General features: G+C 68.4%; 26 protein-coding genes and 1 tRNA gene. 13 read left to right on the plus strand and 14 right to left on the minus strand.

What is annotated here, in order from left to right; translation table 11 throughout:
- Positions 1-5: 5 nt before the first annotated feature.
- Together AC1VVG_RS01225 and AC1VVG_RS01230 are read right to left on the minus strand one after the other, a co-directional pair.
- Positions 6-1,484, minus strand: coding sequence for an amidase (locus tag AC1VVG_RS01225; RefSeq protein WP_473376810.1), 1,479 nt, complete (start codon positions 1,482-1,484; stop codon positions 6-8).
- 81 nt (positions 1,485-1,565) lie between these two features.
- Positions 1,566-2,258, minus strand: a complete 693-nt coding sequence (locus tag AC1VVG_RS01230; RefSeq protein ID WP_049033307.1) for a dienelactone hydrolase family protein — start codon at positions 2,256-2,258, stop codon at positions 1,566-1,568.
- Positions 2,259-2,482: 224 nt separating this feature from the next.
- Here AC1VVG_RS01230 and AC1VVG_RS01235 point away from each other — a divergent pair, with 224 nt between their 5' ends.
- Together AC1VVG_RS01235 and AC1VVG_RS01240 are read left to right on the plus strand one after the other, a co-directional pair.
- Positions 2,483-3,562 (plus strand): NAD(P)H-dependent flavin oxidoreductase, encoded by a 1,080-nt coding sequence (locus AC1VVG_RS01235; RefSeq protein WP_482835153.1) that lies wholly within the window; start codon positions 2,483-2,485, stop codon positions 3,560-3,562.
- Between the two features lie 419 nt (positions 3,563-3,981).
- The gene (locus AC1VVG_RS01240) at positions 3,982-5,124 is read left to right on the plus strand and encodes a branched-chain amino acid ABC transporter substrate-binding protein (protein ID WP_034188065.1); all 1,143 of its coding nucleotides are present in this window, start codon (positions 3,982-3,984) and stop codon (positions 5,122-5,124) included.
- A gap of 104 nt (positions 5,125-5,228) precedes the next feature.
- On the opposite strand, the gene AC1VVG_RS01245 is transcribed toward AC1VVG_RS01240, so the two are convergent.
- Positions 5,229-6,446 (minus strand): MFS transporter, encoded by a 1,218-nt coding sequence (locus AC1VVG_RS01245; protein WP_034188064.1) that lies wholly within the window; start codon positions 6,444-6,446, stop codon positions 5,229-5,231.
- Positions 6,447-6,670: 224 nt separating this feature from the next.
- On the opposite strand from AC1VVG_RS01245, the gene AC1VVG_RS01250 reads away from it, so the two are divergent.
- The 3 genes from AC1VVG_RS01250 to AC1VVG_RS01260 all read left to right on the plus strand — a co-directional run bounded on the left by AC1VVG_RS01250 (position 6,671) and on the right by AC1VVG_RS01260 (position 9,380).
- Positions 6,671-7,330, plus strand: a complete 660-nt coding sequence (locus AC1VVG_RS01250; RefSeq protein WP_343727561.1) for a HugZ family pyridoxamine 5'-phosphate oxidase — start codon at positions 6,671-6,673, stop codon at positions 7,328-7,330.
- Positions 7,331-7,686: 356 nt separating this feature from the next.
- Complete coding sequence (locus tag AC1VVG_RS01255; protein ID WP_006491875.1) at positions 7,687-7,980, plus strand: H-NS histone family protein; 294 nt, start codon at positions 7,687-7,689, stop codon at positions 7,978-7,980.
- 242 nt (positions 7,981-8,222) lie between these two features.
- Positions 8,223-9,380: a cation diffusion facilitator family transporter gene (locus AC1VVG_RS01260; RefSeq protein WP_124608586.1), complete on the plus strand. Its 1,158-nt coding sequence runs from the start codon at positions 8,223-8,225 to the stop codon at positions 9,378-9,380.
- A gap of 44 nt (positions 9,381-9,424) precedes the next feature.
- Here AC1VVG_RS01260 and AC1VVG_RS01265 read toward each other — a convergent pair whose 3' ends face one another.
- The 3 genes from AC1VVG_RS01265 to AC1VVG_RS01275 all read right to left on the minus strand — a co-directional run bounded on the left by AC1VVG_RS01265 (position 9,425) and on the right by AC1VVG_RS01275 (position 11,275).
- Positions 9,425-9,895, minus strand: a complete 471-nt coding sequence (locus AC1VVG_RS01265) for an Lrp/AsnC family transcriptional regulator (protein WP_006477376.1) — start codon at positions 9,893-9,895, stop codon at positions 9,425-9,427.
- Positions 9,896-9,974: 79 nt separating this feature from the next.
- On the minus strand, positions 9,975-10,634 hold the full coding sequence (locus tag AC1VVG_RS01270) for a 3'-5' exonuclease family protein (RefSeq protein WP_049030364.1): 660 nt from the start codon (positions 10,632-10,634) through the stop codon (positions 9,975-9,977).
- Complete coding sequence (locus AC1VVG_RS01275) at positions 10,631-11,275, minus strand: MBL fold metallo-hydrolase (protein WP_059559357.1); 645 nt, start codon at positions 11,273-11,275, stop codon at positions 10,631-10,633. Before AC1VVG_RS01275 ends, AC1VVG_RS01270 begins: the two co-directional genes overlap by 4 nt.
- A 655-nt stretch (positions 11,276-11,930) precedes the next feature.
- Between AC1VVG_RS01275 and AC1VVG_RS01280 the strand changes: the two genes are divergently transcribed.
- Positions 11,931-12,542 carry a septal ring lytic transglycosylase RlpA family protein gene (locus AC1VVG_RS01280; protein ID WP_034188059.1) on the plus strand — a complete coding sequence of 204 codons (612 nt, stop codon included), beginning with the start codon at positions 11,931-11,933 and terminating at the stop codon, positions 12,540-12,542.
- Positions 12,543-12,634: 92 nt separating this feature from the next.
- Here the strand turns inward: AC1VVG_RS01280 and rsmI are convergent, their stop codons facing one another.
- Entirely contained in the window at positions 12,635-13,513 is an 879-nt protein-coding gene (rsmI, locus tag AC1VVG_RS01285; protein ID WP_034188058.1) for a 16S rRNA (cytidine(1402)-2'-O)-methyltransferase, read from the minus strand.
- A 46-nt stretch (positions 13,514-13,559) separates the two neighbouring features.
- Here rsmI and AC1VVG_RS01290 point away from each other — a divergent pair, with 46 nt between their 5' ends.
- The 5 genes from AC1VVG_RS01290 (at position 13,560) to AC1VVG_RS01310 (ending at position 16,017) form a co-directional block, all read left to right on the plus strand.
- The gene (locus tag AC1VVG_RS01290) at positions 13,560-13,988 is read left to right on the plus strand and encodes a YraN family protein (protein WP_175028547.1); all 429 of its coding nucleotides are present in this window, start codon (positions 13,560-13,562) and stop codon (positions 13,986-13,988) included.
- A gap of 126 nt (positions 13,989-14,114) precedes the next feature.
- Entirely contained in the window at positions 14,115-14,699 is a 585-nt protein-coding gene (locus AC1VVG_RS01295; RefSeq protein WP_059559351.1) for an SIS domain-containing protein, read from the plus strand.
- Between the two features lie 17 nt (positions 14,700-14,716).
- Positions 14,717-15,517, plus strand: coding sequence for a BON domain-containing protein (locus tag AC1VVG_RS01300; protein ID WP_069707016.1), 801 nt, complete (start codon positions 14,717-14,719; stop codon positions 15,515-15,517).
- An 11-nt stretch (positions 15,518-15,528) separates the two neighbouring features.
- Positions 15,529-15,876, plus strand: coding sequence for a c-type cytochrome (locus tag AC1VVG_RS01305; protein WP_404824023.1), 348 nt, complete (start codon positions 15,529-15,531; stop codon positions 15,874-15,876).
- 65 nt (positions 15,877-15,941) lie between these two features.
- A tRNA-Ala gene (locus tag AC1VVG_RS01310) sits at positions 15,942-16,017 on the plus strand.
- 67 nt (positions 16,018-16,084) lie between these two features.
- On the opposite strand, the gene AC1VVG_RS01315 is transcribed toward AC1VVG_RS01310, so the two are convergent.
- The 3 genes from AC1VVG_RS01315 to AC1VVG_RS01325 all read right to left on the minus strand — a co-directional run bounded on the left by AC1VVG_RS01315 (position 16,085) and on the right by AC1VVG_RS01325 (position 19,323).
- Complete coding sequence (locus tag AC1VVG_RS01315) at positions 16,085-16,489, minus strand: hypothetical protein (RefSeq protein WP_260449482.1); 405 nt, start codon at positions 16,487-16,489, stop codon at positions 16,085-16,087.
- A gap of 33 nt (positions 16,490-16,522) precedes the next feature.
- The gene (locus tag AC1VVG_RS01320; protein ID WP_482835157.1) at positions 16,523-17,920 is read right to left on the minus strand and encodes an enolase C-terminal domain-like protein; all 1,398 of its coding nucleotides are present in this window, start codon (positions 17,918-17,920) and stop codon (positions 16,523-16,525) included.
- Between the two features lie 62 nt (positions 17,921-17,982).
- The gene (locus AC1VVG_RS01325) at positions 17,983-19,323 is read right to left on the minus strand and encodes an MFS transporter (RefSeq protein WP_226254380.1); all 1,341 of its coding nucleotides are present in this window, start codon (positions 19,321-19,323) and stop codon (positions 17,983-17,985) included.
- 469 nt (positions 19,324-19,792) lie between these two features.
- On the opposite strand from AC1VVG_RS01325, the gene AC1VVG_RS01330 reads away from it, so the two are divergent.
- Both AC1VVG_RS01330 and AC1VVG_RS01335 read left to right on the plus strand, forming a co-directional pair.
- Complete coding sequence (locus AC1VVG_RS01330) at positions 19,793-20,419, plus strand: DUF2239 family protein (RefSeq protein WP_034188042.1); 627 nt, start codon at positions 19,793-19,795, stop codon at positions 20,417-20,419.
- 15 nt (positions 20,420-20,434) lie between these two features.
- Entirely contained in the window at positions 20,435-21,766 is a 1,332-nt protein-coding gene (locus AC1VVG_RS01335) for a carotenoid oxygenase family protein (RefSeq protein WP_482835158.1), read from the plus strand.
- A 19-nt stretch (positions 21,767-21,785) separates the two neighbouring features.
- Here AC1VVG_RS01335 and AC1VVG_RS01340 read toward each other — a convergent pair whose 3' ends face one another.
- Genes AC1VVG_RS01340 through AC1VVG_RS01355 form a run of 4 tightly spaced genes read right to left on the minus strand, consistent with a single transcriptional unit; the run spans position 21,786 to position 26,046 of the window.
- The gene (locus AC1VVG_RS01340) at positions 21,786-22,952 is read right to left on the minus strand and encodes an ABC transporter permease (protein WP_034188040.1); all 1,167 of its coding nucleotides are present in this window, start codon (positions 22,950-22,952) and stop codon (positions 21,786-21,788) included.
- Between the two features lie 8 nt (positions 22,953-22,960).
- The gene (locus AC1VVG_RS01345) at positions 22,961-24,115 is read right to left on the minus strand and encodes an ABC transporter permease (RefSeq protein ID WP_034188039.1); all 1,155 of its coding nucleotides are present in this window, start codon (positions 24,113-24,115) and stop codon (positions 22,961-22,963) included.
- Between the two features lie 21 nt (positions 24,116-24,136).
- The gene (locus AC1VVG_RS01350) at positions 24,137-24,835 is read right to left on the minus strand and encodes an ABC transporter ATP-binding protein (protein ID WP_175028538.1); all 699 of its coding nucleotides are present in this window, start codon (positions 24,833-24,835) and stop codon (positions 24,137-24,139) included.
- Between the two features lie 5 nt (positions 24,836-24,840).
- The gene (locus AC1VVG_RS01355; RefSeq protein ID WP_059559343.1) at positions 24,841-26,046 is read right to left on the minus strand and encodes an efflux RND transporter periplasmic adaptor subunit; all 1,206 of its coding nucleotides are present in this window, start codon (positions 26,044-26,046) and stop codon (positions 24,841-24,843) included.
- Positions 26,047-26,385 lie beyond the last annotated feature (339 nt).

A 26,385-nucleotide genomic window follows, 5' to 3' on the forward strand; every position in this document is an offset into this window, starting at 1 on the left:
GCGCGTCAGCGCTGCGCCTGCATCAGCGGCGGGCGGCGATCGAACCACGGCCGCGCCTGCTCGAGCTGCCGCGCGAGCCTGAGCAGCAGCGCGTCGTCGGCGTGGCGCGCGGCGAACTGCACGCCGATCGGCAGCCCGCGCGCATTCCAGTAGAGCGGCACCGACATCGCCGGCTGGCCGGTCAGGTTGAACAGTTCGGTACAGCCGGCCCACGCGAACGCCTTTTCCGACGACTTCGCGAGCATTTCCTTCAGCAGCGGCTTGACGGGCAGCGCGGCGACCAGCTTCATCTGCGCGGATTCGAACGGCGTCGGCTGCAGCTCGCCGATCTTCACCGGCGGCGCCGCGAGCGACGCGCACAGGATCGCGTCGTAGCGCGAGACGAGACCGGAAACCTGCACGGTCAGCTGGCGCTGCCATTCGAGCACGTCCGGCAGGCGCGTGCGGGCGAGGCGCCGACCGACCACGGCCATCGCCCACGTCGCGGCCTCGAATTCGCCGCGCCGCGGCGTGCGGCCGGTCAATGCGCGCGCGCCGAGCACCATCTCCTCGGCGATCGTCGCCCACAGCGTGAGGAAGGTTTCGGCCGCGCGGGCGTAGTCGACGTTCAGCGTCGCCGGTTCGACATGGTGACCGAGCGATTCGAGCAGCGCGGCCGCATCGTCGAGCGCCGCCCGCGTGTCGTCGGCGAGTGCCGGCGCGAGCATCGGATCGACGACGAAGCCGATCCGCAGCGGGCCGGGCGGCGTGTCGATCGCGCCGAGGAAGGTGCCCGGCGCGCCGGCCGGCAGCGTCTGGCCGGTCGTCACGTCGAGCAGCAGCGCGCTGTCGCGCACGCTGCGCGACACCGCATGCTGGACGACGAGTTCGCCGTTCGACGGCTGGTCGACGAGCACCGGGTTGCGGCTCGGCTTCAGGCCGAACAGCCCGCAGCACGACGCGGGAATCCGGATCGAGCCGCCGCCGTCGGACGCATGCGCGAGCGGCACGATGCCGGCCGCGACCGCCGCCGCGGCGCCGCCGCTCGAGCCGCCGGGCGTGTGATCGAGATTCCACGGGTTGCGGCACGCGCCGAACAGCTCGGGTTCGGTGTACGGCATCTGGCCGATTTCCGACGTGTTGGTCTTGCCGAACAGGTTCAGGCCCGCCGCGCGGCTGCGCGCGATCACCGGGGAATCGTCGGCCGGCACGAAATAGCGGTAGTGCCGACTGCCCATCGACAGCGGCAGCCCGGCGACCGCCGCGCCGAGATCCTTGACGAGATACGGCACGCCCGCGAACGGCGCATCGGCGCCGGGTTCGGGCGCGGCGCCCGCGCGCTGGCGCGCGGCTTCGTAGTCCTGCAGCACGATCGCGTTGATCGCGCCGTTGACCGCTTCGGCCTGCCCGATCGCGGCGTCGAGCAGTTCGCGCGGGCTGGCCTTGCGGTCGCGCACGAGCGCCGCGAGGCCGATCGCGTCATGCGCGAGATAGTCCGAGTGCATCGCTGTCACCCCCGTTGTGACTCGTGGCGATGAGGGGAGCATAACGCGGGCCCGGTGCGCCGGGCCCGCGGCCGGGCTTGTTTACAGGTGCTCGGCGAGGAACGTCAGCGTGCGGCCGTGCGCGAGCGCCGCCGCGCGCTGGTTGTACGACGCGCGGTCCGTGCAGTTGAAGCCGTGCTCGGCGCCCGCGTACACGTGGAAGGACGCGTGGCCATGGCCGGCGAACGCGGCCTTCACCGCATCGACGGCCGTGAGCGGAATCCCGTGATCGTTTTCCGCGTAATGGAACAGGATCGGCTGCGTGACCTTGCCGGCCAGGTCGAGCGCGTTCTGGATGCCGCCGCCGTAATAGGACACGGCCGCGTCGAGCTTGCCGGTCGCGGCCGCGCGGTATGCGAGCTGGCCGCCGAAGCAGTAGCCGATCGCGGCGACCTTGCCGGCTACTTCGGGGCGGGCGCGCAACGCGTCGGCCGCCGCGCCGATGTCGGCAACCGCGAGACCCACGTCGGTCTTCTTCATCAGCTCGATACCCTTGTCGCGATCCGCGCCTTCGTAGGTCAGCTCGACGCGCGGCTGCGTGCGCCAGAACACGTCCGGCGCGAGCGCGACGAAGCCGTCGGACGCGTACTGGTCGGCGACCGCGCGGATGTGCGCGTTCACGCCGAAGATCTCCTGGATGATGATGACGGCAGGGCCCTTGCCGCGCTTGGGCAGCGCGAGATAGCCGCCGAAGCTGTCGTTACCGGTCGGGATGTCGATCCATTGGGCAGTCACGTTCTGAACTCCTGGCGAACGGGATGCGCGATGCGCACCCCGGGGTGAAAGAGGGCGGCCTAGTGTGCCACCAATCGCCGGGTGCTGCAGCGCACGCGCCGGCTTCTCGCGCAGCGATCGTTTCGATCTCGATTATTCATTTTTCGGCGCCGCGCGGCTTCGATAGAGTCGATGTGCCGGCATTTACAAAGCGCTTTCGCGCATCGTTCATCGAAGGATTCGCCATGTCTGCCCGTCTGTTTGCCACGCCCTTTTCCGAACGCTTCGGCCTGCGCCTGCCGCTCGTGCAGGCGCCGATGGTCGGCGCGACCACGACCGCGATGGTCGCCGCCGCATCGAACGCGGGCGCGCTCGGCAGCCTCGGCGCCGCCGCGTTCGCGCCCGAGCGCCTCGCCACCGAAGTCGACGCCATTCGCGCGGCGACCGATCGCCCGTTCGCGGTCAACCTGTTCGTGCTGCCGGACGCCACGCCCGACGCGGCGACCGTCGCGCGCGCACTGGCCGCGATCGACCCGCTGAACGCGGCGCTCGGCTTGCCGCCGGGCACCGCGCCGGCCCGCTACGCGCCCGACTTCCGCACGCAGCTCGACGCGCTCGTCGCGCTGCGCGTGCCGGTCGCGAGCTTCACGTTCGGCGTGCTCGACGCGGCCGACGTCGCGCGGCTGAAGGCGGCCGGCACCTATGTGATCGGCACCGCGACGCACGTGGCCGAAGGGCTCGCGTGGCAGGCGGCCGGCGCCGACGCGCTGTCCGCGCAGGGCGCCGAGGCGGGCGGCCATCGCGGCACGTTCATCGGTTCCGCCGACGATGCGCTGATCGGCACGCTCGCGCTCGTGCCGCAGCTCGTCGACGCGACCGGCCTGCCCGTGCTCGCCGCGGGCGGCATCATGGACGGCCGCGGGATCGCGGCCGCGCTCGCGCTCGGCGCGCAGGGCGCCCAGCTCGGCACCGCGTTCCTCACCTGTATGGAAAGCGCGATCGCGGCGGACTGGAAGGCGCGCCTGCTCGCGAGCACCGATACGTCGACGCAGGTCACCCGTGCGATCACCGGCCGCCACGCGCGCGGGTTGCGCAACACGCTGATGGCGCGGCTCGGCGCACACGTGGCCGACGTCGCGCCGTACCCGGTGCAGAACGCGCTGACGCAGCCGCTGCGTCAGGCCGCCGCGCGCGCGAACGACGGCGACTACCTGTCGCTGTGGGCCGGACAGGGCGCGCCGCTCGCGCGGCGCCGCGGCGATGCGCTGACGACGTCGCAGCTCGTCGCGGCGCTCGATGCCGAATGGCGCGCATCGGCCGCCTGAATGGTTGATGCCGGACGACGAAGCACGCGTGTTGTCACGCGCGTTTCATTCAATGATCCCGGGCACAAAATACCGAATCGAAATGACCCGGGAATCTTTTGAATCGATCTGTCGGGAAGCTGCCGGAAATTAGCGGAAACCCTTATCCGGCGGGGCTTGCGGCGATATTCGAGTCACCCTTCCAAAGTGCGCATATCGGTAGTGTTACCACTACCCCAAAAAAGTCCCACAAATTAATTTGATCGCCTACACTTGCGCGCAAGTACGGACGGGGGCGGCTGCTAAAAGCGGCTGTTTTCACGTGCTTGAGGCCAAGTGCATGAACGATGCATCCGGCGAATCGTCCAGTGATTGCAAACACAGGGATGGCAGCGGGGCACCGGGCGATGGCGTTTATTGGGACCGAACTGGAGACTTACATGAATATCAAGATGCAAAAGCTGTTGCCGATCACCGCCGCAGCAATGCTGTGCGCTGCAGCTGCAAGCAACGCGTCCGCCGATCAAGTCGTCAAGATCGGCCACGTCGCGCCGTTGACGGGCGGCATTGCACACCTGGGCAAGGACAACGAAAACGGTGCGCGTCTCGCAGTCGAGGAGATCAACGCGAAGGGTCTCACGATCGGCGGCCAGAAGATCACGCTGCAACTCGACCCGCAGGATGACGCGGCCGACCCGCGGCAGGCCACGCAGGTTGCGCAGAAGCTCGTCGACGACAAGGTCGTCGCCGTGGTCGGCCACCTGAACTCGGGCACGTCGATCCCGGCCTCGAAGATCTACAGCGATGCGGGCATCGTGCAGATCTCGCCGTCGGCGACCAACCCGGCCTATACGCAGCAAGGCTTCAAGACCACGTACCGCGTGGTCGCGACCGATGCGCAACAGGGTCCGGCACTGGCGAACTACGCGCACTCGAAGGGCATCAAGAGCGTGGCGGTGGTCGACGATTCGACCGCATACGGCCAGGGTCTCGCGAACGAGTTCGAGAAGAAGGCGAAGGCGCTCGGCCTGAAGGTGATGTCGCATGACGCGACGAACGACAAGGCGGTCGACTTCCGCGCGATTCTGACCAAGATCAAGGGCGAGAACCCCGACGCGATCATGTACGGCGGCATGGACGCCACCGGCGGCCCGTTCGCGAAACAGGCGAAGCAGCTCGGCCTGCGCGCGAAGATCTTCGCGGGCGACGGCGTGTGCACGGAAAAGCTGGCCGACCTGGCCGGCGATGCGACCGACAACGTGGTGTGCTCGGAAGCCGGTGCCTCGCTCGAGAAGATGGCGGGCGGCGCGGCGTTCAAGGCGAAGTACGAGAAGCGCTTCGGCCAGCCGATCCAGATCTACGCACCGTTCACGTATGACGCCGTGTACATCATCGTCGACGCGATGAAGCGCGCGAACTCGACGGACCCGGCGAAGATCCTCGCGGCGATGCCGACGACGAACTACTCGGGCGTGATCGGCACGACGACCTTCGACTCGAAGGGCGACCTGCAGCACGGCGTGATCTCGCTGTACAACTACAAGGGCGGCAAGAAGTCGCTGCTCGACGAAGTGAAGATGTAACGCGACAAGCGGTCAACAGAAGGGGTGAAAACGCGCATGCGGCAACGCATGCGCGTTTTCTTTTGGTTTCCTTTGGGCCGTTCGGGTCGGTGTGCGTCGTACCGTCAGATCTTCAGATGGGCGAGCACCCTCGGCGCGACGAGCGCGACGAGTGCCGCGCACAGCGCGACGACCGACAGGCCGATCGTCAGGTTCGCGGCCTGCGCGACTGCACCGATCACGACCGGACCGAACAGCAGTCCGAAATACGCGAGCCCCGCCACGTGCGCGAGCCCTTCGGCCGCGTGGATGCCCTTCACGCGCGCGGCGGCCGCGAACAGCACGGGCATCATGTTCGCGAGGCCGAGGCCCATCAGCGTGAAGCCGGTCAGCACCGCGGCCGGATTCGGCAGCAGCAGCGCACCGATCATCCCCGCGCATGCGAGCGACGCGCTCGCGAATACGAGCTGCGGCGCGCCGAAGCGCGCACGCACGGCGTCGCCCGCGAAGCGCGCGACGGCCATCCCGCCCGAGAACGCCGCATACGCGGCGCTCGCGAGCGCGGGGCTCGCCGCGACGACGTCGCGCATGTAGACCGTCGCCCAGTCGTACATCGCGCCTTCGGCGACCAGTGCGATCAGCGCGATGCCGCCGAGCATCCACAACGCGGGCGAGCGCCAGCGGTTGCCGCCGCCATGCGCGTGTTCGTGGTGCGGCACGTGCGGCAGCACGGCCGGGCTGGCGGCCACGAGCACCGCCGCGCTCACGGCCGCCGCGAGTGCGAGGTGCACGGCCGGCGCCATGCCCGCCGACAGCAGCGCGCCGCCGGCGGCCGCGCCCGCCATCCCGCCGATGCTGAACATCCCGTGCAGCGACGACATGATCGGCTTGCCGAGCGCGATCTCGACCGCGCTCGCCTCGGCGTTCATCGCGACGTCGAGCGTGGCCATCGAGAAGCCGAACAGCGCGAGCACCGCGAGCAGCATCCAGTAGTCGGGCACGACGAGGATCAGCGCCGCGCACGCGGACATCACGAGCCCGCCGGCGAGGCACGCGGTGCGCGAGCCGACGCGGGTGATCCAGCGCGCGATGGTCAGCATCGCGGCGATCGAGCCGCCGGCGACCGCGAACAGCGCGATCGACAGCAGGCCGGGGCTCAGCGCGAACTTGTCGCGCACGGTCGGCACGTGCACGCCCCAGGACGCGTACATCATGCCGGCGACGAAGAACAGCGCCATCGACGCCGTGCGCGCGCGCTGGCGGGCCGGCAGCGGCAGCACGCGGTGCGCGTCGGGCGGCGCGGCGAACGGGGACGACGATTCGGGGGAGGAGGATTCGGACACGGAAAGGCTCGCCAGGAGAAATGCGCGGACGCACGCGGCGTCCGTCGGAATCGTCCGATTCTATCGAACCGCTTACGATCGTGCCGGGCACTGCCGTTCGGCCGACGATCGGACGGCCGAGCCGCATTGGTCATTCGGTCGATGCGCGGCGCGTCGCGCCGGCGGGTAACATCGAATCGTATGCGGCATGCACGACGCGCCGCCCTTCGACCGCAGGAGTCCTCTTGAACATCGATCCCGCCCTCGCGCTGCATTTGCTGCACCGTTGCGCGCTCGGCACGCTCGCCACTCATACGCGCGAACCACTGGGTTTCCCGTATCCGACGGTCGTCCCGTTTGCACCCGATGCAAGCCATCGGCCCGTGATCCTCGTCAGCGGCCTGGCCGAGCACACGCGCAATCTCGCCGCCGATCCGCGCGCGGGCTTCCTGGTCGTCGACGCGCCGGATGGCGACGTGCTGAACGCCGAGCGTGCGACGCTGCTCGGCCGGTTCGTGCCGCTCGGCGACGATCCGCATGTCGCCGCGCGCTACCAGCGCTATGAGCCGGACGCCGCGCGCTATCTCGCACTCGGCGATTTCGCGTTCTGGGCGCTCGAGATCGAGCGGCTGCGCTATATCGGCGGTTTCGGGCGGATGGGCTGGGTCGACGGCCCGCATCTCGATGCACGGCCGCCGCTCGCGTTCGACGACGAGCAGGCGCTGTGGAACGCCTACGAGACGGGCGAGGCGCGCCGCGACGGGCTCGACCTGCTCGGCGTCGATTGCCACGGCGCCGACTGGCGATACGACGGCCGCCGGGTGCGTACGCCCTTCGATGCGCCGTCGGCCGATCTCGGCGCGCTGCGCGACCGGCTGACGGCATGCGCACGCGGTGTGACGTGACGTCGCGGGTCAGTGATTTGTCCGTTTAGCAAACCGCGTCATGTGGTTTTCGCAAAGCTGTCGTCCGATGAAAGCTTCTATTTTCCCGAATACAGGGTAATTGCGTATGTTGATAGTCCGAATAGGCAATCGCTAATGTCCTAATCTCTGTACGGAGACGTAAAAATTTGAGAAAAGGCCGCGGCCGGTCAAAATGACATGCGCGAATTACAATTGATCTCGGGATTTTCGTGAATCTCGCTTCTATCAAATCTTTTTTGTGCTAATCTCTGCCTTCGAAAATCCGAGGCACATATATTTCATGAATGGTGAGCTGGCTGCAGACCGGCGCCATTAGTCAGATAGAAAGGGAAACTATGTCTTCTTACAAGGACCTGCTGGCCCAGCGGGAGAAGCTGGAGAAGCAAATCGAAGAAGCGAAGTCGCGTGAATACGCTGAAGTGCTGAATGACGTGAAGCAGAAAATTGCCGACTACGGCTTTTCGCTCGCCGAACTCGGTCTCAGCCGCGCGAAGGCAGGCAAGGTTGGCCGTCCGCGCGCAGGCGTGGCCGCGAAGTACCGCGATCCGGAAACGGGCGCGACGTGGTCGGGCCGTGGCAAGCCGCCGCGCTGGATTGCAGGCAAGAACCGCGAACAGTTTGCGATTTAAACGTTTGTTTAAGTCGTCTGCGCTTCGAAAGAGCCGCGTGTCCGTTCAGGAGCGCGGCTTTTTTGTTTTCGGACGCAGCCGTCCTGCAAACATTGTCATGAAAATGTAATAATCGCCATGTGAATGAAAATGCGACACGTTCGTATAAGCGATTGATTTAAATAAGAAATTTTCGGGTATTGAGCGGGTTCGCGACGCGCGTTTGATAGAATTGCGTATCGCACACCGATATCTCATATTTCATGTCCACGTTTTCCGGCGACGCGCAGAGCGCAGATAAGCACACGGTTGCGCGCAAGAGCACGCTCGTCAGTATTGTGCTGAATGTGGTGCTCGCCACATTTCAGATCGTCGTCGGTACGATTGCGCATTCGCAGGCGTTGATTGCCGACGGTGTGCATTCGATATCCGATTTGATCTCGGATTTTGTCGTGCTGGTTGCGAATCGTCATAGTGGCGCATCGCCCGATGCCGACCACAATTACGGTCATAGCCGCTACGAGACGGTCGCATCATTGTTTCTCGGCGCGATCCTGATCGCGGTCGGGATCGGCATGCTCTGGCGCGCCGGCGACCGCCTCGTCAATCTCGACAATATCCCCGCCGTCCATTTTTCCGCGCTGGTCGTGGCGCTGACGGTACTCGTGTCGAAAGAGGCGCTGTTTCGCTACATGCTGCGCGAGGCGCGGCGCGTGCGTTCGGCGATGCTCGTCGCGAATGCATGGCATGCGCGTTCGGATGCCGCCTCGTCGCTGGTCGTCGCGATCGGCATCGTCGGCAGCCTGGCCGGCGTGAAGCTGCTCGACCCGATCGCGGCCGCGATCGTCGGCTTCATGGTCGCGCGGATGGGCTGGACGTTCGGCTATGACGCGCTGCAGGACCTGTCCGACCGCGCGCTCGATATGGGCGATACGGCCGAGATCCGCGCGCTGCTCGCGGCGACGCCCGGCGTACGCGACGTGCACGACCTGCGCACGCGCAAGATGGGCGATGCCGCGCTCGTCGACGCGCACATCCTCGTCGATCCGAAGATTTCCGTATCCGAAGGGCACTACATTGCCGAAACCGCGCGTGCGCGTGTGCTGTCCGACCCGCGCGTGCTCGACGCGCTGATCCACGTCGATCCGGAGAACGACGCGGCGCGCCGTCCGGCGCTCGCGCTGCCGCCGCGCGGCGAGATCGCGGCACGGCTCGAGGCCGCGCTCGCGCAGCGCGGGCTGCAGGCGGCGGCGATCAACCTGCATTACCTGAGTACGGGGCTCGAGATCGACGTGACGCTCGTCGGCGATCCGCACGATACCGATGCGGCGCTGGCCGGCCGGCTCGACGTCGGTGCGCTGGAGCGCGAGTTCGGCGCGCGCCGGATCGGCTTCACGCGCGCGATGCCCGCGCGTGCGTGACCGGCGGCCGCGCACGCCGCGCACCGGCCGGGCCGGCCCGCGCGTTACAGCGGCAGTTGCGTGTCGAACTTGATTTCGCGCAGCACGACGCTCGTGCGCACCTGCGACACGGCGGGGATCTTGAAGATGCGCTCGTGCAGGAACACGTCGTATGCCTTGATGTCCGGCGCGACGATCTTGAGGATGTAATCGGCTTCGCCCGTCGTGCTGTAGCACTCGGTGACTTCCGGGCAGGTCGCGATCTCGCGCTCGAACTGCTCGACGCCGCCTTCGTTGTGGCGTGTCAGGTGCACGTGCGCGAGCGCGCAGACGTGCAGGCCGAGCTTCTCGCGATCGAGCAGCGCCGTGTAGCGCTGGATCACGCCCGACTGTTCCATGTCCTTGATGCGGCGCCAGCACGGCGTGCTCGACAGGCCGACCTGGTCGGAAATTTCCTGAACGGAACGGCGCGCGTCGAGCTGCAACAGGCGAAGGATTTTTTGCGAAAAGGAATCGAGCGTCACCTGCGCCTCCATGCGGCAGCAACAACATGCTGAATGTTAGAGGGCCGGGAAAGGAAAGGCAATCTGGCGTGGCGCTGGTGAGCGAGATTCGCTAATTTGCTCGTGGATCCGTGGGATTTTGTCCCGCCCCCGCGCGCTCCGACCGATCGGTGTCCGATACGGCGAGGCCGGCGAGCGCGGCCTGCTGGCGGCGCAGGTCGGCGAGCATGTTGCAGAACAGCGCGCCTTGCTCGATCGCGTCGTCGAGCGCGACGTGCGTGTGCGGATGGTCGTCGAACCAGTGCTTCGGAAAGCGCGGCTTGATCGCCTTGCGGTAGGGCAGGCCCGTCATCGCGAACGCGAGCGTCTTGATGTCGAGCGCGGACCACGAGAACGGGCAACGTCCCGCGAAGCGCATCATGTACCAGAACATGAACGTGAAATCGAAGCCGGCCGGCATCGCGACGAACACGGGCTTGCCGGGCAGCGCCTCGACCCAGTCGACGTACGCGACCAGCGCCGCCTCGGGCGCCTGCAGGTCGCGCCGGCACGCGGCCCAGGCTTCCGGTTCGGTCTTCCACCACGCTTCCTGCACCGGGTGCGCCTGCGCGCCGGGCAGCGTCTCGAGGTTGGCCGAGAACGTCGCGATCAGCTGCTTGTCCTCGGTATAGGCGGCCGACGCGAAGCTCAGCATCGAGTGCGGGCCGGGAATCGGGCCGTCGGCCTCGACGTCGGTGCTGACGTAGATTTCCGGGATGGCGGTCTGGTTCATCCGAATACCTTGTCTGACACGAACGGGTTCGTGCGGCGCTCGTCGCCGAACGTCGACACCGGGCCGTGGCCCGGCACGAACGTGACGTCGTCGCCGAGCGGCCACAGCTTCTCCTTGATCGAACGGACGAGATCCTCGTGGTTGCCGCGCGGGAAATCGGTCCGGCCGATCGAGCCCGCGAACAGCACGTCGCCGACGATCGCGATGCGGTGTGCGCGGCTGAAGAACACGACGTGGCCGGGCGTGTGGCCCGGGCAGTGATAGACCTCGAGCGTCTCGTCGCCGAACTGCACGGTGTCGCCGTCGTTCAGCCAGCGGTCGGGCTCGAAGGTGTCGGCGGCCGGAAAGCCGAAGCGCTCGCTCTGCATCGGCAGCTTCTCGATCCAGAAGCGTTCTTCTTCCTGCGGCCCCTCGATGGGCACGCCGTAGTGCGTCGCGAGCGTCTTCGCGCCCGCGCAGTGATCGATGTGCCCGTGCGTGAGCAGCACTTTCTCGACCTGCACGTTCTGCCGCGCGACTTCCTGCTGGATCCGGTCGAGATCGCCGCCCGGATCGACGACGGCGGCACGGCCCGTTTTCTCGCAGACGAGCAGCGAGCAGTTCTGCTGGAACGGCGTGACCGGAATGAGCGTGACTTTCATGGAGGCACCGGCGGCTAAAAGGAGCGATTGTACCGGTCGCGCGCGCCGCCTGCCGCTCGTGCGACGCGTGCCGCGGCGCGCGGGTGAGGGCATTCCCGGAGCATGCCGATTGTTACAGCCATAGTGAGAATCAATGGTCCGTCGGGGGTGCTTTTCGAGATGGCGTTTTGATTTATGTATAATGCGCCCCATTGCGCGTGAATTTCACGCCATTCGCTGGTGTTTCGGCCCCGTTAAAAGAGGCGTCCGATTCACCGTCAAGCATCAGCCGCCGGGGAGTCCGGCGGTGTATCCAGCACCGAGCATTCGGTGCTCACGTCTTGTCCGGCCGGGTGCTGCGCGCCCGCCTGCGGCCCTGCTGCCGCGCCGCCGGATGAGGCCTGTGCCGCCGTTCCTGTGCGTTGATCGTATCGACGCGCGCGAACGTGGAGCCATGTTCGATGGCGGCATGTGGGGTCTGGTCAGGCTGTTGGGGACAGGTTGCGCCAGACGTGAAAACTAATCAGGACGGTTGCGGCATAGACGAAAGCCGCGCCCATGCTAGCCGCCTGCTCGCATCCGAGCGGGGCGTGCACGCATTTGCCGTCCGGGCCGCGTATCTGCGTTGTGAAGCAGCGTTGTATCGGAGCGGCCCGAACCAGAAGGCGACACGTCGATGAATTTACGTTTTCCGAGTCGATTCGGAACCATTGCATTGTTTTTTGCGCTGACGGGCTGCGCGGTGCCATCCAGCCAGACCACCGGCAGCGTGAACCAGAAGAAGGCGGTCGACAAGACGGCCGCGGCCGCCAAGGCGGACGACGACAAGCAGCCGCTCAATTTCGATTCCGCGCTGGCATCGCTGCCGGCCGCGGACAGCAAGGACGCGAAGAAGCCGTCGCTGGCCGACGCCGAGCCGATCGACGGCAAGGATGTATCCGACTTCCGCCAGACGGGCCGCGCTTCGTGGTACGGGCGGGATTTCCACGGCCGCCGCACCGCGAACGGCGAGCGCTTCAACATGAACGCGCTCACCGCCGCGCACCGCACGCTGCCGCTGTCGTCGTACATCAAGGTGACGAATGCGTCGACCGGCAAGTGGGTCGTCGTGAAGGTCAACGATCGCGGGCCGTTCAAGCGCGGCCGTGTGCTCGACCTGTCGTATGCCGCTGCCAAGCTGATCGGCCTCGTGCACGCCGGCACGGGCCGCGTGAAGATCGAGGGGCTGTCGCCGCAGGAAGCGCGCGAGGCGCGCGACGAAATGCTCGCGTCGATCTCGGCGAAGTAACGCGGCGGTTCGTCCGCTCACGCGTCGAGCATCAAGTACAAAGGGCTGCCTTCCGGCAGCCCTTTGTCGTTTCGGCGCGGCGTCGTTCCGCGTCAGCCTTCCTTCAGCGCGAGCGCACGCGCATACAGCGTGTTGCGCGATGCGCCCGTCAGCGCGGCCGCGAGCTTGGCCGCGCTCTTCACCGGCACTTCTTCCAGCAGCAGCCTGAGCAGCGCGTCGTGCGCGGTGTCGTCGGCTTCGCCGCTCGACGCCGGCGCGCCTTCGACGACCAGCACGAACTCGCCGCGCTGCCGGTTCGCATCGCCGGCCAGCCAGGTCTGTCCTTCGGACAGGGTGCCCTGGAACAGCTGCTCGTGTAGCTTGGTGAGTTCGCGCGCGATCAGCAGCCGGCGCGCGGGGCCGAATGCATCGGCGAGCGCGGCGACGGTTTCGGCGATCCGGTGCGGCGCTTCGTAGAACACCAGTGCATACGGGTGCGACACCAGCGCCTGCAGCGCGCTGGCGCGCTGCTTGGCCTTCGGCGGCAGGAAGCCCGCGAACGTGAACGCGCCGGCCCAGTCGCCGGCCACGCTCAGCGCGGTCACGGCCGCGCTCGCGCCCGGCAGCGGGATCACCGCGAAGCCGGCCTCGCGCACCGCGTCGACGAGCCGCGCGCCGGGGTCCGAGATGCCGGGCGTGCCGGCGTCCGAGACGTAAGCCACGCGTTCGCCGCCACGCAGCAGTTCGATCACGCGCTGCGCGGCTTCGCGTTCGTTGTGTTCGTGCACGGCCAGGAGCGGCTTCGAGATCCCGTAGCGGGCGAGCAGCTGGCCGGTGTTGCGGGTGTCTTCGGCCGCGATGCGGTCGGCGAGGCCGAGCACGTGCAGCGCGCGCAGCGTGATGTCGGCCGTATTGCCGATCGGCGTGGCGACCACGTAAAGCGCGGCGTCCGGGTAGTGCTGCGTGTGCGCGAGTTCGAGGAGGGCAGTCATGGCAGGCAATGCACGCAATCGCGGCGCAAGCGGAACAAGGTCGGCATTGTGCCACGCGGCGCCGGCCAGCCCGGGCGACGGGCGCGGATTGCCGCACGCGGGCGACAACTTTTCCGGCGCGGCACGATCCAAACCGGTCGGTGCGGCGTTCGAGCAGCGCGCGCGGCAGTTTCTCGAGCGCCGCGGCCTCGGGTTCGTCGCGGCGAACGTGACGATGCGCGGCGGCGAGCTCGATCTCGTGATGCGCGAACCCGACGGCATGCTCGTGTTCGTCGAGGTGCGCGCACGGCGCAGTGTCCGGCACGGCGGCGCGGCCGCGAGCGTCGGCTGGCGCAAGCGGCGGCGCCTCGTCGCGGCCGCGCTGCAGTTCTGGGCGCGGCACGGTGCCGGTGCCGCGTGCCGGTTCGATGTCGTCGCGTTCGAGGCCGGCCGGCTCGCGTGGCTGCGCGACGCATTTCGTACCGACGATGCGTAGCCGCGACGTGTGACGAGATGTAAAGAGTTCTTGCCGGACCCCCGGAGAGGGTGCCGGAGTACGGTAAACTCGCCGCACCCACGATGTCGCGCGAAATGTGCCACGCGCCCAGTTCACCAGGAATCGATGTCAGTCGAACGTATTCAGCAACAATTCCACGACAGCGCCGCGCTTCACGCCGAAGCGGCCGACGCGCTGTCGTTGCCGATCGCAGCCGCGGTCGATGCGATGTTCGCCGCGCTGGCGAACGGCAACAAGATCGTCGCGTGCGGTGACGGCCCGTCGGCTGCTGCCGCGCAGTATCTCGCCGCGTCGCTCGTCGGCGGCTTCGAGCGCGAGCGTCCGGGCCTGCCGGCGATCGCGCTGGCCACCGATGCGTCGCAGGCCGGCCTCATGGGGGCGGCGGCCGCCGAGCAGCTGTTCGCGCAGCAGGTGCGCGTGCTCGGCCAGACCGGCGACATCCTGCTGGTGCTCGATGCGGGTGGCGCGTCGCCGCGCGTGCTGGCGGCGATCGACGAGGCGCACGAGCGCGAGATGACCGTCGTCGCGCTGACGGGCGGCAATGGCCATGCAGTCGCGGCCGCGCTGTCCGATACCGATATTCCGATCAGCGTGCACGCCGTTCGCGCGGCACGCATCCACGAAGTCCATCTGCTGACCATCCACTGCCTGTGCGACGGCATCGACGCGATGCTGCTGGGTGAGGATTGAACGAAGGAGAGCCGTCGATGAATCAAAGCCGCGTCAAACAGACGCTCGTCAGAACCACGCTGCTCGCCGCGCTGACGGCGGGCCTCGCCGTGTCGCTGCAGGGTTGTGTGCTCGGAGTCGTGGGTGCAGCGGCCGGCGGCGGCGCGCTGATCGCGACCGATCGCCGGACGCTCGGCGCGCAGACGGAGGACCGCGAGATCCAGGTCAAGGCGCTTTCGCAGATCAACAACGGGCTGCCGGACCAGTCGCACGTGAACGTGACGGTGTTCAACCGCCGCGTGCTGCTGACGGGTGAAGTGCCGAACGATGCGTCGAAGCAGCGTGCCGAGGAAATCGTGCGCGGCATCAACAACGTGAACGGCATCGTCAACGAGCTGTCGGTCGAGCCGGCGTCGTCGTTGTCGTCGCGCGCGAACGACTCGTATCTCGAAGGGCGCGTGAAGTCCGAGCTGATCGCGACGAAGGGCATCTCGGCGAACTACTACAAGGTCGTCAGCGAACGCGGCAACCTTTACCTGATGGGCCTCGTGACGGTGGACGAAGGCAATCGCGGCGCGGAAGCCGCGAGCCAGGTGCCGGGCGTCGAGAAGGTCGTGAAGGTGTTCCAGTACGTGAAGCCGCAGGACGCGCAGGCGCTGCAGGCCGCATCGCCCGCGAGCGGCGCATCCGGCGTGCCGGCTGCCGCCGCGCCGGCGGACAGCGCGACGGTCGGCGCGGTACCCGACGCGTCGGTGCAGTCCGCGCCGCTGCAGTCGCCCGCCCCGATCTCGAATTCGTCGAGCGTGCACCCGGGCAACCCGAAGGCGCCGGCGCAATGAAGGGCGCGCGGATGAAGCAGATGAAACAGTGGATGGTGCAGGGCGCCGCCGGCGCGGCGCTCGTGGTCGGCACGCTGGGCGCCGCGCACGCGGACGTCGGCGACGGCCTGAAGGTTGCGCGCAGCAATGCCTGCATGGGCTGTCACGCGGTCGACCGCAAGCTCGTCGGCCCGTCGTTCAAGGATATTGCCGCGCGCTACAAGTCCGATCCGCAGGCCGTCGCGAAGCTGTCGAAGAAGGTGAAGGACGGCGGCTCGGGCGTCTGGGGCGCGATTCCGATGCCCGCGCATCCGCGCATGACCGACGCCGATGTCCGTTCGGTGGTCGAATGGGTGCTGGCCGGCGCGCCGTCAAAGTAACGCTTCAGGAGGATGTAACCCCTATTGCCAAGCGCAGAAATGCGTGTGTATGATGGTCGACTGTTGGGGCGGTAGCTCAGCTGGGAGAGCGTCGCGTTCGCAATGCGAAGGTCGGGAGTTCGATCCTCCTCCGCTCCACCAACGGAATTCGAAAGGCCCGATCGCGAGATCGGGCCTTTTTGTTTTTGCGGGTCCGATAGCCGGCGGACTACGTCGCCAGATCCTGAACCAACCGGAACGTCGGCACCGACAACACGGCCGCCCCCACCGTAACGACCGCGAGAATCGCCGTTCTTTTCCGCAGCAGCGCACCGACGACGATCGATAGCGCATAGAACGCGCAGGTCAGCAGGATGATCCACCATAGCGCTGCGTAACCGGCACCGCCTTCGAAATTCGATACGTTGCGCGTAATCCGAGCTGCGACATAGCTGGCGACGGTCACGCTCGCCGGCAGACACAACACCGAATACAGCATGAAGACGATGATTTGCCGAAGTGTCGGATCGGATGACGTCATCGAGAGCGTTCTTTCGCGGATGGGCGGGAGCGCCCGACCATCCGCCGCGCGGGCCGATCCGGGCAGCCGGCAGGATGCGGCCGTTTTCGGCATTTGGCAACCGCCACCCGTCATCCCGCCTTCCCCTCACCCCCGCCCGAAACTCGGCCGCTTCGGATCGTAAGCCCACCCCGGCACCAGATAGCGCATCGCGACCGCGTCATCCCGCGCGGTGCCGCCCACCGCGTTGTACAACGCATGCGCCGTCTCGATCTGCGCCATGTCGAGCTCGATCCCGAGCCCCGGCCGTTCCGGCACGGCCACCTTGCCGCCGACGATCGCGAGCGGCTCGCGCGTGAGCCGCGCGTCGCCTTCCTGCCAGATCCAGTGCGTATCGATCGCGGTGATCGTGCCGGGCGCGGCGGCGGCCGCGTGCGTGAACATCGCGAGCGACACGTCGAAGTGGTTGTTCGAGTGCGACCCCCACGTGAGCCCCCAGTCGCGGCACAGCTGCGCGAGCCGCACCGAGCCCTGCATCGTCCAGAAATGCGGGTCGGCGAGCGGGATGTCGACCGCCTGCAGCCGCACCGCGTGATCCATCTGCCGCCAGTCGGTCGCGATCATGTTGGTCGCGGTCGGGATCCCCGTCGCGCGGCGGAATTCGGCCATGACCTCGCGGCCCGAATAGCCGCCTTCGGGCCCGCACGGATCTTCCGCATACGCGAGCAGGTGGCCCTGCCCACGGCACAGCGCGACGGCCTCGTCGAGCGACCACGCGCCGTTCGGGTCGAGCGTCGCGCGCGAATCGGGGAAGCGCGCCTTGATCGCCGCGATCGCTTCCAGCTCGTCGGCGCCGGCCATCACGCCGCCCTTCAGCTTGAAATCGGCGAAGCCGTAGCGGTCGACCGCGGCTTCGGCCTGCCGCGCGATGTCGGCCGGCGCGAGCGCCGTTTCGTTGCGCAGCCGGAACCACGCGTTCACCGCATGCGCCTCGTCGCGATACGGCAGGTCGGTGCGGCGCCGGTCGCCGATATAGAACAGGTACGCGAGCATCGGCACCGCGTCGCGCTGCTGGCCTTCGCCGAGCAGCGCCGCGACCGGCACGTCGAGGTGCTGGCCGAGCAGGTCGAGCAGCGCGGCCTCGATCGCGGTGATCACGTTGTCGAGCCGCAGGTTGATCTCGTGCGGCTGCCGCAGCACCGCGGCCTCGCCGGCCGACGTCACCTCGTGCCGGATCGTGCGGCCCGCCCCGGCACCCGCGCCGGACAGCGCCGCACGCACCGCGTTGAGGGTCGCCTGGTAGCGGCCGATCGACTGGCCGACCACGAGATCCGTCATGCGCTCGAGCGCGTGGCGGATGCCTTCGCCGCCCGGCACTTCGCCGACGCCCGTATGCCCGCTGCTGTCGTCGAGGATCACCAGGTTGCGCGTGAAGTACGGCGCGTGCGCGCCGCACAGGTTGAGCAGCATGCTGTCGCGGCCGGCGACGGGAATCACCTGCATGCGCGTGACGCGCGGCGTGCCCGCGCGGCTGGGTTCGGACATCGGTTCGCTCCTGGTTCCGGTGGCGCGCGGGCCGCCGGACGCGCCGGCGCGGCCCGCGCCGTTCATTGAAGCTCGACGCGGCGGATCTCGCCGACGACGAACAGGTAGCAGATCACGGCGACGAGCGCGTGCGCGACGACATAGACGAGCGCGCCGTTGAACGAGCCGCTGCGGTCGACGATGTAGCCGATCGCGATCGGCGTCGTGATGCTGGAGAGGTTGCCGCAGGTGTTGAGCAGCGCGCCGCTCAGCCCGGCGATCTGGCGCGGCGCGGTGTCGGCGTTGACCGCCCAGCCGAGCGCGCCGAGCCCCTTGCCGAAGAACGACAGCGCCATGAACAGCACGACGAGCACGTGCGAATCGGTGTAGTTGCAGACGATCATCGACATCGACAGCAGCATGCCGGCCACGATCGGCACCTTGCGCGCGACCGACAGCGACCGGCCCTGCTTGAGCAGCGCGTCGGACACGACGCCGCCGAGAATCCCGCCGAGGAACCCGCACACGGCGGGGATCGACGCGACGAGCCCCGCGTTGAGGATCGACATCCCGCGCGCCTGCACGAGATAGACGGGAAACCACGTGATGAAGAAATAGGTGAGCGCGTTGATGCAGTACTGCGCGACGTACACGCCGATCAGCATCCGGTTCTTCAGCAGTGCCTTCACGTGACGCATCGACGGGCCGCCGTCGCGTTCGCCCGCCGCCTGGTCGATGTTGACGAGCGCGCCGCCTTCGGCGAGGTAGTCGAGTTCCGCGCGGTTGACGTTCGGGTGGTCCTTCGGGTCGTACATCGTGCGGTTCCACACCATGACGAACGCGAAACCGAGCACGCCCATCACCGCGAACACCGACTGCCAGCCGAACGCGTGCACGAGCCAGCCCATCAGCGGCGCGAACACGACGGTCGCCGCGTACTGCGCGGCGTTGAAGATCGCGGACGCGGTGCCGCGCTCGGCAGCCGGGAACCACGCGGACACGATTCGGCTGTTGGCCGGGAACGACGGCGCCTCGGCCGCGCCGACGAGGAAGCGCAGCCCGAACAGCAGCGCGAACGCGGCCGCGCCGCCGAAGAAACCGATCGCGCCCTGCAGCAGCGTGAACAGCGACCAGAAGAAGATGCTGAACGCGTAGACGATGCGCGACCCGTAGCGGTCGAGCAGCCAGCCGCCCGGCAGTTGCGCGACCACGTACGACCAGCCGAACGCGGAGAAGATGAAGCCGATCTGCACGTGGCTCAGGTGCAGCGCGCGGGCAAGGCTCGGGCCCGCGATCGCGATCGCCGCGCGGTCCGCGTAGTTGATTGTCGTGACCGCGAACAGGACGGCCAGCACGAGCCAGCGCACGCGCGTGCGCCGGACCGTTGCCGACGCGGACGCCGGCAGCGCGTGAAGCGGATTCATGACTTGTCTCCTCCGAAGGACGGAAGGTGCCGTCGTGCGGCGGGCGCGTCGGCGCGCGCGTGATGTTGTCGTATGGGTGCCGCCGGCCGGAGGCAGGGCACCGGGCGCCGAGTCGGGCAAGGCGTCCGGGCCATTCTGTCATGTCGAAAACTTCGCTTTCATGCCAATTGCTGACTTGATCGATTCAGCATTTGAATCGATCGGTCCCGCGATCGGTCCGGCGCGCGCGTCGTCCGCGCCAGCCGGGCAGCACGCGCACGAGCGTGCCGGACGCCAGCGCGGAGCGCCGTCGGCGGTGTCGCCGTCGCGTTGCAGCCGCCCTGGTTGCCCGTCCGGGCGGCCTGACCGGCGCCGTGGTCGCCCGAGGGGGGGGGCGCTGCCGTCAAATTTTTACCCGGATAATATTGACATCCAATTAATACCCGGATAAAAATAGCGTCATTCTGATCCCGGCCTGCGGGCGACCACGATGACAACCTCCACGCTTCTTCCTTCGTACACGGCCTTCGACGGCCACCGGCGGCTCGCGTCGGGCCCGCTCGCGACAGTTGCGCTCGCGGTCCGGCAGGCGGCCGGCGACGCGACGCACGGCACGATCCTGATCTTCGACGACGCGACGGGCCGCTCGATCGACCTCGACCTGCGGGGCACGGACGACGACATCCGCGTGCGCTATGCGCCGCCGTCGGGCGACGTGCCCGGCGCTGCCGGCGCGTCGGCAGGCGCGGGCGAGCAGCGCGGCCGTGGCCGGCCGAAGCTCGGCGTCGTATCGCGTGAAGTCACGCTGCTGCCGCGTCACTGGGAATGGCTTGGCGCGCAGCCGGGCGGCGCGTCGGTCGCGCTGCGCAAGCTGGTCGAGGACGCGCGGCGCACGCATGCGGCGGCCGACCGGCACCGCGACGCGCAGGCGCGCGCCTATCACTTCATGTCGGCGATGGCGGGCGACCTGCCCGGTTTCGAGGAAGCCGCGCGGGCGCTGTACGCGAACGAGCCGGCGCGGCTGGCCGAACTGGTTGCCGGCTGGCCGGACGATGTGCGCGACCACGCGCTCGCGCTGGCGCGCGGCGACCTGCCGCCGTCCGCCGAAGACTGCTGACGGAGCGCCGACGCGATGACCGCATTCGACCTGAACCACGGCGCGATCGCGCCGGTCGCCGACGAAGTCGATGTCGTCGACCTGCGCGTGACGGGCGCCATCCCGCGCGAACTCGACGGCACGTTGCTGCGCAACGGCCCGAATCCGCCGGGCGGCCGCTTCGAAGGCAACGACATGCTGTCGTGGTGGCCGGAAGCCGCGATGCTGCACGCGATCGCGTTCGACCGTGGCCGCGCGACCGGCTACCGGAACCGCTGGGCGCGCACGCAGCGCTGGGCCGCCGTGCATGCGCCGGGGCAGGTGCCGCATCTGTCCGACACCAATCCGAACGTGAACGTGCTGCAGCATGCGGGCGAATTGCTCGCGCTGGCCGAGGGCGGCGCGCCCCTCGCGATCACGCCCGCGCTCGATTCGCTCGGCGCGGCGGCGCGGCACGCGGGCTTCGGCGGCGGAATGACCGCGCATCCGAAGGTCGATCCGGTGACCGGCGAACTGATCGCGTTCCGCGCGGACTGGCGCGCGCCGTGGCTGCGCTACGGCGTGATCGACGTGCACGGCGTGCGGCGCGTCGACGTCGAAATCGACCTGAATGCGCCGTCGATGATGCACGACCTCGCGATCACCGAAACCCGCAGCCTGCTGCTCGACCTGAACGTCGGCTACGACTTCTCGCTGCTGAAGCAGGGCCACCGGATGCCGCTGCGCTGGCACGACGACCGGCCCGCGCGCATCGGCGTGATGCCGCGGCACGGCGGCGCCGTGCGCTGGTTCGGTGTCGAGCCGTGCTTCATCCAGCACGTCGTGAACGCATACGACTGCGACGCGTCGTGCATCGTGCTCGACGTGGTGCGCTATCCGTCGTTCCTGCGGTTCGATGCGCGCACGGGCCGCTTCGCCGACAACCCGGTCGGCGAGCTGTGGCGCTACGTGATCGACACGGCGAACGGGCTGGTCGACGAAGGGCCGCTCGCCGACGGCGGCATCGAATTGCCGCGCATCAACGACAGCCGGACGGGGCGCCGCTACCGCTACCTGTATGCGGTCGAGCAGCCGAACAACGCGGAAATGCGCGGCGTGATGCGCTTCGATCACGCGCGCGGCACGACGACGCATTACGCCGTGCCGCCCGGCGACCAGAACGGCGAGCCGGTGTTCGTGCCGCGCCCGGGCGGCACCGACGAGGACGACGGCTGGCTGCTGGTGATGGTCTACCGCGCGGCGACCGACACGAGCGACGTGGTGATCCTCGATGCGCGCGCGATCGATGACGAGCCGGTCGCGACCGTGCACCTGCCGCGCCGCGTGCCGGCCGGGTTCCACGGCGCATGGGTACCGCGCGAGCGTTGAACGTGAGCGGCGGCGCGCGTCACTGCGCGCGCAGCGCGTCGACGATCTTCAGCCGCGCGGCGCGCATCGCCGGCAGGAACCCGCCGACGAGCCCCATCACGAGCGAGAACAGCAGCGTCTTCACGACGATCGCGGGCGTCAGCACGAAGCGGAACGACAGGTCCGAGAAGGTCTGGAAGTTGGTGGTCGAGAACGACGCGAACTGCATCAGCGACGCGCACGCGAGCCCCGCGACGCCGCCGACGAAGCCGAGCAGCAGCGCTTCGAGCAGGAACGCGGCGAGCACGTTCCTGCGCTTGAAGCCGAGCGCGCGCAGCGTGCCGATCTCGGCCACGCGGTTCGCGACCGACGCATACATCGTGATCATCGCGCCGATCATCGCGGCGATCGAGAAGATCGTCGACAGCGTGATGCCGAGGATGTTGATGAACGTCGACAGCGACTTCGACTGGTCGCCGTAGAACGTCTGCTCGCGCTTCGCCTCGTCGGTCAGCCGCGGGTCGACGTCGATATCGGCCTTGAAGCGCGCGAAGCCGTCGGCGCCCGGGATGCGCAGCACCATCGACGAATAGCTGGTGCGCCGGAACGACTGCATCAGCTGGTCGACGTCGCCCCAGATTTCCGAATCGAAACCGCTGCCGCCCGCGTCGAAGATGCCGACGATGGTCCAGTCGCGCTGCGCGAAATGCAGGCTGTCGCCGAGCTGCGTGCCGCTGAAGCCTTTCGCGATCGCGCTGCCGACGACGATCTCCGACGAGCCCGGCGCGAACATCCGGCCGGCCACGCGCTTCACGTGCGGGCGCAGCGCGAGCCCGGCCGGCGACACGCCGCGGATCACGACGTTCGACGGTTTGCCGCTCGACGTCTTCACGAGCGAGATCAGCACGACCGCTTCCCTCGACACGAGCGGCCGGCCGTCGGGGCCGAGCGCGACGGCCGGGTGCATCTCGAGCGCGTTGGCCTGCTGGTGGTCGATCGAACTCTGGATCTCGGTCTCGGCGCCCTTGCGGATCACCACCGCGTTGTCGGCTTCGCCGGTCGACACGAGCGTCTGCGTGAGCCCCGCGTCGAGCATCTGCACGGTCGCGAACACGAAGATCACGAGCGCCATCCCGCCGGCGGTGAGCGCGGTGGTGAGGCGCCGGGTCCACAGGTTGCGCGCGATGTAGGTGAGCGGGATCGCCATGCGCGTCGTTACCCGATCGCCCGCAGGCCTTCGACGACGCGCACGCGTGCGGCCTGCCACGCCGGCACGAGCGCGGCCGCGAGGCCAACCGCGACCGAGCATGCGGCCTGCAGCGCGACCGTCCCGGCCGACACCCTGAACACCGGGAAGATGCCGCCGGCCGCCTGCTTGAACAGGCTCGCGGCGGGCGGTGTCGCGAGGATCCCGAGGCCGCCGCCGGCCAGCGCGATCACGACCGATTCGCCGAACACGAGCAGCGCGAGAAAGCCGGGGCCGAAGCCGAGCGCCTTCAGCGTCGCGTACTCGGCCGTGCGTTCGCGCGCGCTCATCGCCATCGCGTTGGCCATCACGGCCATGATGATCAGGATCACCACGTAGGACACGAGGCGAATCGCCGCGATGATCTGGTTCGACATCGCGACGAAGCCGAGCTGGAACGCCTGCTCGGTCTCGGTCAGCGTCTCGGCGAGCGAGTTCTTGAACACCGCGTCGACGTTGCGTGCGATCGACGCGCCGTCGTCGGGGTTCGCGACGCCGAGCACGAACACGCCGACCTGGTCGGCCTGCTTCGGCGTGCGCTGGCGCACCGTCTCGTTCAGGTAATCCCAGTGGAACACCAGTTGGCGCGTGATCGTCGAGTCGTCGCGGCCGTCGAGGATCCCGCGCACGACGAAATCCCACGTGCCGGGATAGATCGTGCCCTTCAACGGGATCACGTCGCCGATCTTGAAGCCGAACTGCGTGGCGAGCTGGCGGCCGACCAGGCAGCCGCGGCGGTCGCGGTCGTAGTCGGCGCGCTGCTGCGCCGGGATGATGAATTCCGGATACAGGTCGAGGTAGTTGTCCGACACCGCGAAGCTCGCGAAGAAGTTCTTCGGGTCGCGGTAGATGCCGCCGAACCAGTTCGAGCGGACCACGGCCGTCACGCCGTCGACGCCGCGGATCCGGTTCTCGTAGCTGACGGGCAGCGGAAACACCAGCGAGATCGCGTTGCGCGTGACGAGCCGCCCGCTGGACGCGGCGGCCGCGCCCGCGTACCACGCGTCGACCACCGTATGCAGCAGCCCGAACGCCAGTACGGCGATGGTCAGCCCGAGCACGGTCAGCAGCGTGCGCAGCCGGTGGCGCAGCGCGTTGCGTGCGATCAGCTTCAGCACGTACATCGCGCGCGCTCCCGCCGCCGCTCAGCCGGCGTGCCCATCGATCAGCTCCCCTTTTTCCAGATGCACGAGCGACTGGGCGGCGCTGGCCGCATGCGCGTCGTGCGTCACCATGATGATCGTCTTGCCGAGCTCGGCGTTCATCCGCTGCAGCATCGCGAGCACGTCGGTGGCCGATGCGCGGTCGAGGTCGCCGGTCGGCTCGTCGGCGACGATCAGCACGGGATCGGTGATCAGCGCGCGGGCGATCGCGACGCGCTGCTGCTGGCCGCCCGACAGCTCGGACGGATAGTGGCTGGTCCGGTCGCCGAGGTTCACCATGTCGAGCACGAGCTCGACGCGCTCGCGCCGCTCGCGGCGCGACAGGTGCGTGAGCATCAGCGGCAGCTCGACGTTCTCGAACGCGGTGAGCACCGGCATCAGGTTGTAGAACTGGAAGATGAAGCCGACGTTCGCCGCGCGCCATTCGGCGAGCTGCGCCTCCGCGAGCTGCGAGATGTCGAGGCCGCCGACGCGCAGCTCGCCGCTGTCGGGCCGGTCGATGCCGGCCACCAGGTTCAGCAGCGTGCTCTTGCCGGAGCCCGACGGCCCCATCAGCGCGACGAAGTCGCCTGCGCCGATGTCGAGCGTGATGTCGGTCAGCACGGGCACGATCTGGTTGCCGCGCCGGTACGACTTCGCGACGTGGCTGATCTCGACGAGGGGCGGCGGTGCGTCGTTCACGCGCGCTACTTCTTCGCGACGGTCACTTTCGCGCCGTCCTTCAGCTTCGCGCCCGGCGCGAGCACGACCGTGTCGCCGGGTTTCACGCCGCGGATCGCCACCAGTTCGCCGATCCGCAGGCCGCGCGTCACGGCCGCCGCGTGCACGGTGTCGTCCTTCACGACGAACACGACCGGCCGGCCGTCGCGCTCGACCACCGCGCTCGCCTGCACGGCCGTGACGGGCTGCCGGTCCTGCGCCGACACGGGTTTCGACAGGAATGCGATCTTCGCGCTCATGTCGGGCAGCACGCGCTCGTCGCGGTCGACGAAACGCACCTTCACTAGCACGGTGGCCTTCGAGCGGTCGACGGTCGGCACGATGCGCGACACGCGGCCCGCGAAGCGCATGTCGGGCAGCGCGTCGAGCTGGATCTCGCACGGCTGCTCGGCGCGGATCTTCGCGATGTTCGATTCGGCGACGTCGGCCTCGACCTCGAGCGTGTCCATGTCGGCGATCGTCACGACCGCGCCCTTGCTGTCCGACGCGGACGAGAACGGCGTGATGTTGTCGCCGACGTTCGCGTGCTTCGCGAGCACGATGCCGTCGAACGGCGCGCGGATCACCGTCTGGTCGACCGCGACCTGCGCGGCCTGCGCATTCGCTTCGGCCGACGCGATCGCCGCCTGGTCGCTGCCGACCGACGCGCGCGCCTTGTTCACGCGGGCCGTGTCGATGTCGAGCTGCGCGGCCGGCACGGCGCCCTTCGGCGCGAGCGCGGCGGTGCGACGCAGCGCGATTTCGGCGTCCTTCTGCTCGGCCAGCGCCACGCCGAGGTTGGCGCGTGAGACCTGCACCTGCGCGCGCGCCTGCGCGAGCGACGCTTCCACGTCGCGGCTTTCGAGGCGCGCGATGATGTCGTCCTTCTTCACGCGCGTGCCTTCGAGCACGCCGAGCCATTCGACGCGCCCCTGGCCCTTCGACGCGACCGCGGCCTTGCGCTGCGGCACGACGTAGCCGGTCGCATTGAGCTGCGTGTCGTTCTGGTACGGGTAGGCGGACGTGACGGACGTGGTTTCGACCGTCGGCCGGCCGCTGAGCGCGATGCCGGCGGCGATCGCGACGACGACGGCCGCGGCGGCGGCCGCCAAGCGGACCCACCGGCGCCGGCGGGGCGCCGGTGCGATCGGACGCCGGTCGATTTTCAGTTTGTCCAGATTGTGATCGGGCAATTTGAGCGCCTCGAGACGGCGGCGGTCTGGCGACCGGCCGCGATCCGGTTTCCGGGGAAAGGGACGGATGGACGCCAGTATAAGCGCCGCCCCGACGGCGCGCGAGCCGGTTTGCGGCGCGACGCGGCGGCAGCCGGAGCGGGACGACGAGCCGGCCCCCGGGGAAACCCGAAGGTGCAAGCAACGTGTCAACTTGCCGCGAACACGGTGCGTTATGGAACCAGTGCGTCAGGTTTTGTCGCGGCGGACCGGCGAAAGCCGGCCTCGCGGCCTGGGGCTCCGATGCGAATGCCTCGCATCTTTACTTACCGGTACGTTTGATTTTTTCTCCGCTAAAGG

It is taken from the genome of Burkholderia sp. L-4 (assembly GCF_056856535.1).